At 58.9% G+C, this 14,547-nt stretch carries 12 protein-coding genes; 6 read left to right on the forward strand and 6 right to left on the reverse strand.

Annotation, left to right across the window (positions count from 1 at the left end; translation table 11 throughout):
* Nucleotides 1-509: 509 nt before the first annotated feature.
* The 6 genes from AMM41_RS21105 to AMM41_RS21130 all read right to left on the reverse strand — a co-directional run bounded on the left by AMM41_RS21105 (nt 510) and on the right by AMM41_RS21130 (nt 6,860).
* On the reverse strand, nt 510-2,153 hold the full coding sequence (locus AMM41_RS21105) for a class I adenylate-forming enzyme family protein (protein ID WP_089963892.1): 1,644 nt from the start codon (nt 2,151-2,153) through the stop codon (nt 510-512).
* A gap of 12 nt (nt 2,154-2,165) precedes the next feature.
* Nucleotides 2,166-2,819 (reverse strand): ABC transporter ATP-binding protein, encoded by a 654-nt coding sequence (locus tag AMM41_RS21110; RefSeq protein ID WP_089963875.1) that lies wholly within the window; start codon nt 2,817-2,819, stop codon nt 2,166-2,168.
* Nucleotides 2,820-2,821: 2 nt separating this feature from the next.
* Nucleotides 2,822-3,592, reverse strand: coding sequence for an ABC transporter ATP-binding protein (locus AMM41_RS21115; RefSeq protein ID WP_228769393.1), 771 nt, complete (start codon nt 3,590-3,592; stop codon nt 2,822-2,824).
* Nucleotides 3,589-4,545 (reverse strand): branched-chain amino acid ABC transporter permease, encoded by a 957-nt coding sequence (locus AMM41_RS21120; protein ID WP_089963877.1) that lies wholly within the window; start codon nt 4,543-4,545, stop codon nt 3,589-3,591. The genes AMM41_RS21115 and AMM41_RS21120 overlap by 4 nt, the downstream gene beginning before the upstream one ends.
* The gene (locus AMM41_RS21125; protein WP_089963878.1) at nt 4,545-5,438 is read right to left on the reverse strand and encodes a branched-chain amino acid ABC transporter permease; all 894 of its coding nucleotides are present in this window, start codon (nt 5,436-5,438) and stop codon (nt 4,545-4,547) included. Before AMM41_RS21125 ends, AMM41_RS21120 begins: the two co-directional genes overlap by 1 nt.
* A 138-nt stretch (nt 5,439-5,576) precedes the next feature.
* On the reverse strand, nt 5,577-6,860 hold the full coding sequence (locus tag AMM41_RS21130; protein ID WP_194944925.1) for an ABC transporter substrate-binding protein: 1,284 nt from the start codon (nt 6,858-6,860) through the stop codon (nt 5,577-5,579).
* 716 nt (nt 6,861-7,576) lie between these two features.
* Between AMM41_RS21130 and AMM41_RS21135 the strand changes: the two genes are divergently transcribed.
* The 6 genes from AMM41_RS21135 (at nt 7,577) to AMM41_RS21160 (ending at nt 14,019) form a co-directional block, all read left to right on the forward strand.
* Nucleotides 7,577-8,572, forward strand: coding sequence for an aldo/keto reductase (locus AMM41_RS21135; protein WP_089963882.1), 996 nt, complete (start codon nt 7,577-7,579; stop codon nt 8,570-8,572).
* Nucleotides 8,573-8,870: 298 nt separating this feature from the next.
* Nucleotides 8,871-9,134 (forward strand): type II toxin-antitoxin system Phd/YefM family antitoxin, encoded by a 264-nt coding sequence (locus AMM41_RS21140; protein ID WP_089963884.1) that lies wholly within the window; start codon nt 8,871-8,873, stop codon nt 9,132-9,134.
* Between the two features lie 3 nt (nt 9,135-9,137).
* A complete protein-coding gene (locus AMM41_RS21145; protein WP_089963886.1) occupies nt 9,138-9,587 on the forward strand; it encodes a type II toxin-antitoxin system VapC family toxin in 450 nt (149 codons plus the stop codon).
* A gap of 251 nt (nt 9,588-9,838) precedes the next feature.
* Nucleotides 9,839-11,032, forward strand: a complete 1,194-nt coding sequence (locus AMM41_RS21150) for an FAD-dependent monooxygenase (protein ID WP_089963887.1) — start codon at nt 9,839-9,841, stop codon at nt 11,030-11,032.
* A 441-nt stretch (nt 11,033-11,473) separates the two neighbouring features.
* Nucleotides 11,474-12,667: a lytic murein transglycosylase gene (locus tag AMM41_RS21155; protein WP_368664983.1), complete on the forward strand. Its 1,194-nt coding sequence runs from the start codon at nt 11,474-11,476 to the stop codon at nt 12,665-12,667.
* A gap of 908 nt (nt 12,668-13,575) precedes the next feature.
* Nucleotides 13,576-14,019 (forward strand): REP-associated tyrosine transposase, encoded by a 444-nt coding sequence (locus tag AMM41_RS21160; RefSeq protein WP_089963891.1) that lies wholly within the window; start codon nt 13,576-13,578, stop codon nt 14,017-14,019.
* Nucleotides 14,020-14,547: the final 528 nt, after the last annotated feature.

The following is a 14,547-nucleotide window of genomic DNA, read 5'->3' on the forward strand; positions in this document are numbered from 1 at the left end:
CGCAGGAGGTTGAGGGCGATGCTGCGCAAGCAGCAAAAGAGCCCGGGGATGGGGAAGAGCCAAGTTGATCACAAACGCTGGCCAAACGAGTACTTCGCGCAGTTGGGGCTGTTCACCATGACGCAGGCCCGAATGCAAGCGAGCCAATCCCGATGAGGAAACCACTGACTGGAGAGCCGTGTGCGGGAAAACTGCACGCACGGTTCGGAGGGAGGGGAGGCCTTGGCCTTTCCTACCCCTATCAAAATCCTGCAGGCCCCTGTCCCACAAAATGCAGGGCAATGTCCCCTGTAGGAGCGACGCCCTCGTCGCGATAAGCCTCGCAGACCACCACCCATCGCCCCGGGGGCGGGGCTCCCACAAAATCTATATCAAGCCTCGCAGACCACCACCCATCGCCCCGGGGGCGGGGCTCCTACAAAATCGCTGTAAGCCTCGCACACCACGACCCATCGCCCCGGGGGCGGGGCTCCACTTAGGGGGTTGACGCGTGCGGATGTACAGCGCCCTTATGCCTCTTTCAGGGCCTCGCGCAATTCACGTTTGATGATTTTTCCGTTGGTGTTTCGCGGCAGCGCTTGCCTGCGGATGTCCAGGGTTTCGGGGACTTTGTAGTCTGCAAGCTGGTCTTTGCAAAACGATTGCAATCCCCGCAAACTGAAATCTTCTTGCAGCGTGTGCACAACGGCATGAACCCGTTCGCCGAGAACGGGGCAAGGTCGTCCGATGATGGCCGCCTCCAACACACCCGGAATTTGCTGCAACACGTTTTCGACCTCGACGCTGTAGATCTTGTAGCCGCCTCGGTTGAGCATGTCCTTTTTGCGGTCAAAAATGCGCAAATAACCCTCAGCGTCCAGTGAGCCCAAGTCGCCAGAATGCCACCAACCCGACGTGAATTCTCGAGCGCTTGCGGCCGGGTCGTTCCAATAGCCTTTGACCACCATCGGCCCGGATATCCAAATTTCACCCACCTCTCCGGCGGGCAGGGCTTGGCCCTCATCGTTCATCACCAAAACGTCAGCGCAGGGCAGGGGCATGCCCACAGAGTCGCGGGGGGCTTGAGCCAGGCCCATGGGCATGAGGGTGGTCGGTGAGGTGGTTTCCGTGGACCCATAAGCGTTCAGAAGCTGCAGCTTGGGGAGTTTGTGGGCCATCTCTTCAATGGTCGACGTGGGCATGGGGGCACCACCAAAACCCCCAATGCGCCAGGCCGATAAATCGAAGGTTTCAAAGTCCGGGGCCATCAACAAAAGTTTGTACATGGCCGGCACCATCAAGGTGTGTGTCATGCCCTCTTGCTGCGCCATGTGCAAGAAATGATCAGCCTTGAAAACAGGCAGCATCAACAAGGTGCCACCCACCGCCACCATGCACATCATGTTCGCAATCAAGCCAGTGACATGCGTCACCGGCACCCCGAGCATGGATTTGTCCGTGCATCCCAAGCCCATGCAACTGACATAGTGCTGCACTGAATGCACCACATTGAAATGGGTCAACATCGCGCCCTTCGGTCGTCCCGTCGTGCCCGAGGTGTAGAGGATGATGGCCGTGTCCTCTTCATCGGCCAAATGCACACTGTCGCACGGCGGCAAAGCAAGCCAGTCACGCCAAGCCACGGTGCGGTCGCTGCGCAAGGCTTCAGGGCAGTGTCCCGCCACAAGAATCCATTGCAAATCCGGGGTTTGCGCGGGCTCAGGCACTCGATCCAGCAGGTCCGCATCACACACCAAAGCTTTGGCCCCGCAATGCTGCAAAATCCATGTCAGGCCCGCTCGCTGCTCCCGCAGGCCCACCGCCACCGCAATGGCCCCCAATTGCTGAATGGCCAAAAAAGCGATCACAAACGCCGGGTTGTTGCCCTGAAACAAGGCGACCCTGTCGCCGGGCAAAATACCCGCCTGCTGAAACCCTGTGGCCACGCTGGCAACTTGGGCATGCAGTTCACGCCAAGTCAAGCGTTGTGATTCGCACACCAAAGCCAAATCGTCGGCACGGTGCAGGACCGTGTGGGCCAGCAAGTCGTGAATGCGGCGTGCTCGGGGCTCAAATGAGCGCACCAGCCGGTCGCCAAAGTGGGCCTCAACACGCACGCCCGGCAAGTTGCAGCTCAGCCAGGGTGAAGGTGCAGCAGAGGTGTCGGTTTTCATGGGGGTTGTCACTCAGTCGGCCACAGCCACGGCATTCGAGCCGCGTTCAATCAGCACCTTTTGGTCCAGCATCGAGGCCGCATGGTTCAGTTCAGACTGGGCGATGACCACGGTCATGTCTTTGCCCCGCAGTCCAAAAATCACATCTGACAAACGTTGCGAAAGCGCTGGTGCAACGCCTTCAAAAGGCTCGTCCAGCAACAGCAAACGGGTCCCCACGGCCAGGGCACGCGCCAGCGCCACCAATTTTTGTTGACCGCCCGACAGCAACAAAGCGCGGCGGTCCTTCATGGTGTGCAATTCGGGCAGCACGCTGTAAACCATCTCCAAGCGTTCTTTGGGCTGCAGTGTTGCCGAAACCCAGACAGGAATCAGGATGTTTTCTTCCACCGTCAACTCAGGCACAAGCCCACGGTCCTCGGGCATGTAGCCAATGCCCAGCGCGGCCCGCGTGTGGGTGGCTTGCGAGTTCAGACGAACCCCCGCCCATTCAACATGGCCTGCTGTGGGCTGAAGGTGGCCCATCACGGTGCGCAGCAGCGTCGTTTTGCCCGCGCCATTTCGCCCCACAAGACCCACCATTTGGCCAGGCTGAACGTTCAATGAAAAACCCCGCAGGGCTTGAACCGACTGGATGGTGACATTCACCGAATCAATTTTCAACATGATTAATGGCCTTGTTTGACGGTGCCGGTGACGTAGCGTTGAACCTCGACGTTGCTCAGCACAGACTCTGGCGCATCGTCGGCAATGACACGACCGCTGTAAAAAGCGATCACGCGGTCTGAATAATGGGTCACGATTTCCATGTCATGCTCCACAAACAAGACCGTGACCTTTTCGCTCGACAAGGCCGCCGAAATCGTGTCCATCATCGGGAATTTTTCATCCACCGACACGCCACTCGTGGGCTCGTCGAGCAGCAAAAGTTTGGGTTTCCCGGTCAAGGCCATCGCAATGTCCAACAGCTTTCGTACGCCACCGGGCAACTCGGCCACCCGCCGATGAATGTGGGCGGTCAACTCAAATTTTTCCAGCAAGGCCTCGGCCCGCGCGATGCGATCGCCAGCGTGTGCCGGACGCCAAAATGACTGATGGCCATCGTTGCAAGCCGCAGCCACCAGCATGTTGTCCAAGGCCGTCATGTCCAGGGCCAACTGTGGAATCTGGAACGACCGGGCGATGCCCATGCCCGTGATCTGGCGCGGCCCCAAACCCTCGATGGATTTGCCATCCAGTTCAATGCGGCCCGCATCGGGTTTGAGGTAACCCGTCACCATGTTCACAAACGTGGTTTTACCCGCGCCGTTGCTGCCAATCAGACTCACACGCTGGCCGATGGGGATGTCGATGTTGACATCGTCCGCAGCGGTCACAGCGCCAAATGATTTTTTCAAACCCTTGGCTGACAGCATGTAGGGCATGTGTTGGGCGCTCATGTCTTATCTCCTTTGTTTTGGCGGCGGTCCATCCACAAACTGCCCAAACCACGCGGCAGAAAACGGATCACGACCAGCAAAAACAGGCCCATGGCCAATTGCCAGGTGTTGGGGAAATACAAGTTCGAGAAAGACCGAACCACCTCCACCAAAAATGAGCCGATGAACACGGCCAACATGCTGTGGTGCCCCGCCAAAATGGCAACGAACACAAACTCACCCGACGTGGTCCAGTAACTGAAGTTCGGTTCAATGTGGCCCAAAGACATCAGCGTCAGTGCACCACCTACACCGCCCATGAAAGCCGCAATGAGGTAATTGGACGCGATGGACTGCGACACCGAGGCCCCCAAATACTCGACGCGCAATTCATTTTCTCGAATCGCCAAGGACACCAAACCCCTGACAGAGTCTGCATAAATGCGGGCCATGGTCGCGATCACACCCACCACAACGACCGCCAAGTTGTACAGCACCCAATTGGAGTTCTCGGATGAGATGGATTGGCCAAAAAGTGTTGGCTTGCTGACGTTGAAACCATCAGACCCGCCCAGGCTTTCTGTTTTGACCAAGATGCCATACAGCACCATCGAAATGGCCAACGTCAGCATGGCAAAAAAGATGCTGCGGTAACGGGACAGCAAGGGGGCAAAAGGCAGCGCGCACAGTGTGGCCGCCAAGCCGCCGACCAGCACCATCAAAATCGCATCGGTGATGCCCAAGTGGTTGGCGGCCAAAGCCGTGGCGTAACCCCCGGCTGCAAAAACAAAACCTTGTCCAAACGAGACCACCCCGCTTCGCATTTGAATGACAATGCCCAGGGAGACCATGCCGTGAGACAAAGCCATGGTGGACAGGAACAGCAGCCACTTGGGCATGACCAGACCTGCCAGCAAAAATACAACGACCAACAGCGCACCCATGCGCACTGTTTTGCTCAGACTTGCGTGCATCAGATCTTCCTCGCTTGAATCCGTTGGAACAAACCTTCGGGCTTGAACACCAGAACAATCGCCATCGCGATGTAAATGCTGAACAGTTCAGCGGCAGGCCATGTGTGAACGGCCAAGGCGCGGGCCAAGCCAACAATGATGGCCCCAATGGCGGCGCCTTGAATACTGCCCAATCCACCGATGATCACCACCGCAAAAGACACAATGATCACCCCCGAGGCCAAGCCCGGCTGCACCGAAATCATGGGGGCTGTCATGGCACCCGCCAGTGAGGCCAGGAACACACCAAAGACAAAGGCCCATGTGCACACGCGTGCCACATTGATGCCCATGCTCGCCGCAATTTCATTGCTGTGAATCACGGCCAGCACAATTTTTCCGGTCCGAGTCCGATTCAGGCCCCACCACACGCCAATGCCACAAACGATGGCAAACGCGATCAAAGTGAAGTCATAACCCACGTAAGAAAGTGGCCCCATCTCCAGAACCCCGAACAGCATGTAGGGCTCGGTCACGTAATAGGGCACCGCCCCCCAAATCAGCTTGGTTACATCTTCCAGAATCAGAAAAAGTGCATAGGTCACCAGCACCAGCAAGACTTCATCACGGCCATAAAAAGACCGCAACAAAACGCGCTCCACAAAGGGCGCAAGAATCAGCGCAACGGCCGATGCCGCAAGCACCATGGCCAACAGCGACCACGCGGGCGACAGTCCCCAAGCCACAGACCAGGCCACAAACGAGGCGGTCACGTAGGCACCCACCGCATAGAAGCTGCCATGGGCAATGTTCAGGATTTTGAGAACACCAAAAACCAAGGTCAGACCCAAGGCAACGATGAACAGCCATGAGGCGTAAATGATGCCGTCAAAAAGAATCGTCAGTGCGAGCATCGGTCAATTTCCACCAGATTAAAGAACTTCAGGGTCGAGCAGGGTCAAGCCCCATGGGGCTGACCTGCGCAAATGTGACGTGGCCAGCGCCCCTGCCGCATTCAAAAAATGAAGCAGGGGCGAGTGAGCTGATTCAGCTCAGCACTTGGCACCTTTGAAGCCGCTCTTGATCCACTCTTCTGAACTCATGTTCGAAGGCGGGTTCACGCATTCGGCGGGAAAGCGAAGGATGTCCACAATGTCCACCCGTTTTTTGGCGGGGTTGTACTTGGTCCGACCGATCGCGGTTTCTTGAATGGCCTGGTGACCATTGCCGTTGACCATTCGGATCGTGCCCGCAGGCGATTCCCAGCTCAAGCCCTTCATGGCGGCGGCCAACTGCTCGTGGTTGGGCTTTTTGCCACCGTTGGCTTCCATGGCTTTTTCTGTGGCCAGTTTCAGGCCCAGCAAAGCCTGCACCATGCGGTAGGGCGCTTGCACGGGGATGGTGTTGTACTTGTCTTCGTACAGTTTGAACCACCAACGGTTGAGCGCCGTGTCTGGCGACATCAGGCCATACGCACCACGAGCACCCAAAATCACACCGTCGGGCATTTTGTCGCCCAAGCCCGGCAGAACGTGGTCACCCGCAGAAAGGATCAGCTGCGAACGGCGCATCACGCCGCGAGGTGCTGCCTGCAAAATGAAAGACTGCAAATCACCACCCCACAAACTGGAGTGTGTGATGCTGGCAGGCTTGGACAAAAGTGATGAGATCTCGGTGCCATATTGACCGGCGCCGAACTTGGGGCGCAAGTCTTGCTGGGTTTTGGAATCAGGAAACAACTGCTCTGCGGTCAGCTGAAAATCCTTCAATGAATCATGTCCCCAGGCGTAGTCCTGGTTGATGTAATTGATGTTGTCGACCTTGATGTTTTTCGCTTTCAGATACCGTCCCAAGGACACGTTGTCCATGGTGGCGTGGGCCGCGGTTCTGAAGACGTAGTTGTAGGACTTTTCTTCAAAAATCCGGGGGGTTCCGCAGTCGTACAAAATCAGAAACTTCTTCATCTCTTCGGCCACAGGTGCCACAGCCAAGCAGTCCCCAGAACCCACATAGCCCACGACCGCATCGACCTTTTCGCGGTCATACAAATTGCGCAGCTCTTGAACTTGTTTGGTCGCACCGCCTGCTTCGTCGACATACACGGCTTCAAACTTCATGCCGCCAAAACCCTTTTTGTTGAAGGGCGCAGGTGCCTGACCATTGTTGAAGGCGTCGACCAGAACTTTTGCACCATTGACGGCGGGAATGCCAAAACTGTCGGCGGCTTGACCGGATAAAAAACTCACAATGCCCACGCGAAATGTCTCTTGGGCCAAGGCCGTGCCCGATGCTGCATACATCAAGCCCAACGATGCAACCACACGCGAAAGTTTCATGACAAGGTTCTTGCGACTCATTGTTTTGTCTCCTGATAATTGGATGAAGAAAATCGACTGCGCACACGATGAACGGGATGGATGTCGCTCGACATCTCAAATCGACACCGCATGAATTCACCGATTCCACATCCTAATTTCTTCACGATGGCCTTCCATGTCCCAGCAGAGACAGCTTGGCGTAAGCCTTTTACCGCCCCCCGCAGGAGCAACACCCCCGCCCCGTTTTTGTAGGAGCGACGCCCCCGTCGCGATTTTGTAGGAGCGACGCCCTCGTCGCGATAAGCCTCGCTCACCACAACCCATCGCCCCAAGGGCAGGGCTCCCACAAAATCATGCAGGCCCCTGTCCCACAAAATGCACGCCAATGTCCCCTGTAGGAGCGACGCCCTCGTCGCGATAAGCCTCGCACACCACAACCCATCGCCCCGAGGGCAGGGCTCCCACAAAATGCAGAGCAATGTCCCCTATAGGAGCGACGCCCCCGTCGCGATAAGCCTCGCAGACCACAACCCATCGCCCCGAGGGCGGGGCTCCCACAAAATCGCGATAAGCCTCGCAGACCACAACCCATCGCCCCGAGGGCAGGGCTCCCACAAAATCATGCAGGCCCCTGTCCCACAAAAACATGCCACAACACTCTGCACAGGTGACAGCATCCGCCATGCATTCGGTTTAGCCTTTCACATCCGACTCCCTCTGCCAAGGACCCCACCATGAAAACCACCACCCTGGGCAAGAGCCCATTGACAGTCTCTCGCCTTTGCCTGGGCACCATGATGTTCGGTGACCAGACCCCGCTCGAAGACGCGAGATCCATCGTGGCCGATGCGCAAGAAAAAGGCTGCAACTTCATCGACACCGCCGACGTCTACACGCTGGGCAAATCCGAAGAGATCGTCGGCCAAGTGCTCAAGGGTCAACGCCATCGCTGGGTCTTGGCCAGCAAGGTGGGCAATGCCATGTCGTCCTTGCCCAACGAAAGCCGTTATTCGCGCAGCTGGATGCTGCGGGCCTGCGAAGACAGCTTGCGTCGGCTGCACACCGATCACCTGGACATCTATTACCTGCACCGCGACTACAACGGCATGAACCTCGAAGAGCCCTTGCGGGCCATCGAAGCCTTGCTGCGCGACGGCAAGATCCGCTATTGGGGCGTGTCCAATTTCCGGGGCTGGCGCATTGCCGAGATGGTCAACATGGCCCGCCAGATGAACATGCCCGGCCCTGTGGTGTGCCAGCCTTATTACAACCTGCTCAACCGCTTGCCCGAGGTGGAAATTCTGGAGGCCTGCGGGCATTACGGTCTGGGCGTGGTGCCCTACAGCCCGATTGCACGCGGCGTGCTTACAGGCAAATATGCGCCCGGCCAAACACCCGCCGAAGGCAGCCGCGCTGCTCGGGGTGACAAGCGCATTTTGGAGACCGAGTTCCGCGAAGAGTCGCTGCACATTGCGCAAACGCTGCGTCAGCATTGCGAGGCCAAAGGTGTGTCGCTGACGCACTTTGCCACCGCCTGGGTGCTGGCCAACCGCCATGTGAGCGCGGTCATTGCCGGGCCCCGCACGCTGGCGCAGTGGCAAGACTACGCAGGCGCTTTGGAGGTGAGCATCACCGCCGAAGACGAAGCCCTGGTCAACAGCTTGGTGACCCCAGGCCATCCATCCACGCCGGGTTACAACGACCCGTCTTATCCTTTGAATGGGCGCTGAAAGCAGGGGCTCCCTGAGGTCAGGGCACCTACAGTGAGCAAGCATTCCCCTGTAGGAGCGACGCCCTCGTCGCGAAAAGCCTCGCAGACCACCAAGAATCGCCCCGGGGGCGGGGCTCCCACAAAATGCGGTGCATTGTCCCCTGTAGGAGCGACGCCCTCGTCGCGAAAAGCCTCGCAGACCACCACCCATCGCCCCGGGGACGGAGCTCCTACAAAAGGCAGGCACGGCCCAATGGGGCGTTTGACAAGGCATGTGTTATTTCTGTACAGTCTGTACATAAATCAAGGAGTTGGCCATGTCAGACACCCCGCAATACGGACTCGAACAAGCCCGGGCGCAGCTGCCACTCATCGCCTCAGAGGCGGTGGCGGGTTACAGCAGCGTGATCACGCGCCACGGCAAGCCGGTGGCGGTGGTGGTGCCAGTCGAGCAGTGGCGCGATCAACAGATCCGTTCGCTCAAGCAGGGTGGTGTGCTGGCCTTGCGGGGTTCCGGTCGCGGCCTGTGGCCTGAGGGTGCGGCCTCGGCTGTGTCGCAGCTGCGCGATGAATGGGTTTGAGCAATGGCCACCCGCGTCCGTCCATCGGCGTCGCTTTGGTGCGGTCTGAGTGAGGGGGCCACCGTGCTGGTGGACACCGCGCCCTGGATTTACCTGCTCGAAGACCATGCCGAATTCGCCCCCCGTTTTGTGGGCCTGTTTGAGGCCGCTGAACGGGGCCACATTCAGTTGGCCCTGAGCACCATCACTTTGGCCGAAGTGCTGACCGGACCCTTCAAGGCAGGCCAAACGGCCTTGGCCAAACGCTACGAAAACGCCTTGAACCAATACCAAGTTGTGCCCATGACGCCTGCCGTGGCCAGTCTGGCGGCCCAGTTGCGTGTGGAGTACCGCCTCAAATTGCCCGATGCGGTGCAACTGGCCTCGGCGCTCGACATCGGCGCGGCGGCCTTGGTCACACATGATCGTGACTTTTCGGCCGTGCAAGGCCTGCCGGTGCTGATGGGGGCGTGATGGGCGTGGCTGATGTGATCACCCCGTTTCCCTACAGAAGGCCGGCGTTTTGAACCCCGCCATGGTGTTTGCGTGCTTGTTGCGAACTCACAGGCCATCAAACTTCAAGAGAGCTGATCGTGGTCATGGTTTTCAATTGCTCGATTTTTTGAGCACTTCAAGCTCAAGGCACAATGGAGCCATGACAAGAATGCATCCACAACGGCTTCGCAAGCAGGTACTCCGCTTCAAGCCCAAGAAAAAATTAACCCATGTCAATAATTGATCGTGAAAAGCTCGTGGTGGTAGGCGGCGGCATTGGCGGACTGGCCACTGCCATTGCATGCATCCAAAAAGGCATGGCTATACAGCTGATCGAGAGAACCCCGCAATACTCACATGTGGGGGCGGGCATCCAGCTGGGGCCCAATGTGACGCGCATTTTGCAGGCCTGGGGTCTGGGCGACGCTCTGGCGAAGGTGGCCGCTTACCCCAAGCAATTGCAAGCGCGTGATGCCCGAAGCGGCAAGGTACTGGGCACCTTGCCACTGGCGGGACGGGCTGAAACCTTGTACGGCGCGCCTTACGTCACCGTGCACCGGGCCGACTTGCACCGTGTGCTGCACAAAGGGGCTCAAGTCGACGGCGTCGGCTTGTGGTTGGGCCAGAACATCCGAGGCTGGTACGAAAAGCCCGAAAGGGTGTACGTGCAAACCGATGGGCCCCAGTCCATTTACGCCAGCGCCCTCATCGCTGCCGATGGTTTGTGGAGCGTCTTGCGTCGCCAAATGCTGGTCACTGACCGACCCAGTTTTTCTGGGCATCTGGCTTACCGGGCCATGGTGTCGCAGGCCGATTTGCCTGCGCACCTGCGCAGCGACCAAGTCACCGTGTGGATGGGGCACCGCCTGCATGTGGTGCATTACCCGGTGCGCGGCGGTGAATCGCTCAATCTGGTGGCCATCGTGCACGGTGACAAGCCAGAGCAATTTCAAAATTGGGACCAGGACGCAGACACCCGGGAACTGATGCAGTCCATGGGCAAAGTGGGCCGTGATTTGCACGAACGATTGGCCTCGGTGCCCGCCTGGCGCAAGTGGGCGCTGCACAACAGCCCCCCCCTAAGCTCCGCAAGCGAAATGGTCCAAGGCCGCGTGGCCCTGCTGGGCGACGCGGCCCACGCCATGCTGCCCTATCTGGCACAAGGCGCAGGCATGGCCATCGAAGACGCTCATGTGGTGGCGCAATGCCTCAGCACAGAAGGCCAAACGGTGCAAGAGCAACTTCAGGCCTATGCCGAACAGCGCTGGGAACGCAATGCCCGCGTGCAAGCGCGAGCCGTGCGCAACGGCCAAATCTTCCACGCCCGAGGCCTCGAAGCCATCGGCCGCAACCTGTCCATGCGCTTCATGGGCGAGCGGGTGATGGATGTGCCTTGGTTGTACGGCGAAGGTCCTACCCCCTAAAAAAACCTCGTTGCGTGGCGCTAGCTGGCATTTGTGCGAGCCCCGCCCCCGGGGCGATGGTTGGTGGTCTGCCAGGCTTGATCGCGACGAGGGCGTCGCTCCTACAAGGGAAGCGCCCTGCATTTTGCAAAAATTGGGGTCAGATCCCCATTCTTTGTTCGGGTTCTCGATGCCATTTGCTTTCACAAAAAATGTAAATCTGAGTTTGTAAATGAAATTTACGTTTTAAATAAATAAATTGAAATTCACATTACTAAATTCAAAACAAGAAATTTACATCAAAGAAAACGTAATTCAAATTTACAAATCTCCCTCAAGCTCAAGCCTATGACCGTTCATTTGCATGACGCTGTACATTGGCAGCCGCGCATTCAGACGCCTACAAAACTTCAGGGAATTTTCAACATGACAACACCTCCATCCACGTCAAGTCCCCAGGCCATGCTGCGGTTGGCCGGCATGACTGCGTTGCTGGTCAGCGCTTGGTTGGCCCCCAGTGCTTGGGCACAAAACACCGATTTATCGGCCTGCATGGCCGAGTTGCGCCCAGCTGCTCGCAGCGGCAAAGTGAGCGACGCCACCTGGTCGCGCCACACCACGGGCTTGCAAGCCGACTTCAGCGTCATCGACAAACTCAACTTTCAGCCCGAATTTCGCACCGCCATATGGGACTACATGTCGGCCTTGGTCGACGAAGAGCGGGTGGCCGACGGTGTTGCCCGCCTGAGCGAGCACCGACAAGCGCTCGAAAAAGCCGAGCAACGCTTTGGTGTGGATGTCGCAACGGTCGTCGCGGTTTGGGGTGTCGAAAGCAATTTTGGCCAGACCTTCGGCAAATACCCGCTGGTTCAGGCGCTGGGCACACTGTCTTGTCACGGGCGGCGGCAAAGCTATTTTCGGGGTGAGTTTTTTGCGGCACTGCGCATCTTGCAGGCTGGCCACATCGCGCCCGAGCGTCTGGTCGGTTCCTGGGCGGGGGCGTTCGGCCACACCCAGTTCATGCCCAGCACCTTCGAACGCTTGGCGGTGGACTTTGACGGCGACGGCCGCGCCGACCTGATGGACAGCAGCGTAGACGCGCTCGGATCGACCGCCAACTTTTTGGCCCGTGCGGGCTGGCAAAGTGGCTTGCCCTGGGGTATCGAAGTGAAGCTGCCCGCTGGCATCTCATTGGCGGGAGAGGGCCGCCGCAGCAAACGCCCAGTGGGCGACTGGGCGGCGCGGGGCGTGCGCCGGGTAGACGGCTCAGCCTTGCCTGCCAGTTTGGGCTCTGTCGGCTTGCTCACATTGGCGGGGCCCAACGGCCCAGCGTTTTTGGTCACCCGCAACTTCGACGCGCTCTACAGCTACAACGCGGCCGAAAGCTACGGCCTGGCCATTGCCCACCTGAGCGACCGCCTGCGCGGTGCAGGCCCCTTCGTCACGCCCTGGCCAACCGACGACGCCGGCCTGTCACGCGCCGAGCGGCGCGAGCTGCAAGGCCTGCTGGCGATGCGCGGTCACGACATCGGCCCGGTCGACGGCATGTTGGGCGACAAATCCCGCGAGGCCATCCGCGCCGAACAACAACGTCTGGGCATGGAACCCAACGGCCGCGGCGGCCAAAAAATCCTCAAAGCCATGCGCGCCCGCTGACCCCTCAACGCCTTGCCCCCCTGTAGGAGCGACGCCCCCGTCGCGATAAGCCCCACAGACCATTAAGAATCGCCCCGAGGGCGGGGCTCCCACAAAAGGCAGGGCAATGTCCCTGTGGGAGCGACGCCCTCGTCGCGAAAAGCCTTGCAGACCACCAAGAATCGCCCCGAGGGCGGGGCTCCCACAAGGGGCAAAAAACCATCGCCCCGAGGGCAGGGCTCCCACAAATGGCAGGGCAATGTCCCTGTAGGAGCGACGCCCTCGTAGCGATAATCCTCGCAGACCACCACCCATCGCCCCGAGGGCGGGGCTCCTACAAATGGCAGGGCAATGTCCCTGTAGGAGCGACGCCCCCGTCGCGAAAAGCCCCGCAAACCACCAAGAATCGCCCCGAGGGCGGAGCTCCCACAAGGTGCAAAAAACCATCGCCCCGAGGGCAGGGCTCCTACAAAAGGCAGGGCAATGTCCCTGTAGGAGCGACGCCCCCGTCGCGATAAGCCCCGCAGACCACCAAGAATCGCCCCGAGGGCGGGGCTCCCACAAGGGGAAAAAACCATCGCCCCGAGGGCGGGGCTCCCACAAAACGCAGGGCATTCCCCCTGTAGGAGCGACGCCCCCGTCGCGAAAAGCCTTGCAGACCACCAAGAATCGCCCCGAGGGCGGGGCTCCCACAAAAGGCAGGGCAATGTCCCTGTAGGAGCGACGCCCCCGTCGCGAAAAGCCTTGCAGACCACCAAGAATCGCCCCGAGGGCGGGGCTCCCACAAAAGACACACAACAGATCGCAACCGTGTGTGCCGCGCCCGGTTAATGAACAAACTTTTACAAATTCATGAACTAATGATTCAAACGCCACTTGCATGCCCTACACCCCCACTCCAATAATTTAAAAAAACAGTGAGGTGCAAGATGGATAACAAGCCACGTTCGAGCAACTTGCGGACAGGTCGGTACACGCTGACGGGGCAAATCTATTTGCTCACAACGGTCACGGTGGATCGACAGCCGGTGTTTGCAGATTTCCAGGCCGCTCGTTGCGTGATTCATTGCCTTCAACAAGCCCAGCAGTTGCAGCACGCCGACACCTTGGCGTTTGTGGTCATGCCTGACCACTTGCATTGGCTCATGCAACTGGGGCCAAACAACGATTTGTCGAAATGCATGTCGGGTGTCAAATCCATCAGCGCCAGGCAGCTTGGAAGTCCTGTCTGGCAAAAAGGATTTCACGACCATGCCGTTCGCAAAGAGGAGGACCTGCCCGCTTTGGCTCGGTATGTGGTTGCCAATCCCGTCCGTGCAGGTTTGGTGCCGCGTGTAGGCCTCTACCCACATTGGGATGCCATCTGGGTTTGATCCACATCGCTCAGGGGGGGTGTTTGTAGGAGCGACGCCCCCGTCGCGATAAGCGTTGCGGACCACCAAGAATCGCCCCGGGGGCGGGGCTCCTACAAAATGGCCATGGGCATCAATCCCCGGGGTCCACAAATGCAAGGGCATCACCGGGTTCACAAATGCAGGGGCATCCCCGGGTCTACAAATGCAGGGGCATGTCCTTGTAGGAGCGACGCCCTCGTCGCGATAGGCTTTGTGGACCACCAAGAATCGCCCCGGGGGCGGGGCTCCCACAACGGGAAAAAACCAATCGCCCCGGGGGCGGGGCTCCCAGTGCGCCCGTGAAGGCGCGTACACAGCATGGTGAGAGTCCATGTCGGGGTAAGCCAAGGCCCCGTAGTCGAAGGTAACTGCGTCGCTGCGAAGCGGGGTGGAGAGCAACCGGAGGCGAACTGGCGGTGCGCAGTAAAGCGAACTCGATTCGGCAGGGAGTGGCGGCGAGCTGGCTGGGAGAAGGCGAAGCCTGAAACACATCGCATGCGTTGTTTT

This window comes from Limnohabitans sp. 2KL-3 (assembly GCF_001269405.1).
Lineage (GTDB): Bacteria > Pseudomonadota > Gammaproteobacteria > Burkholderiales > Burkholderiaceae_C > Limnohabitans_A.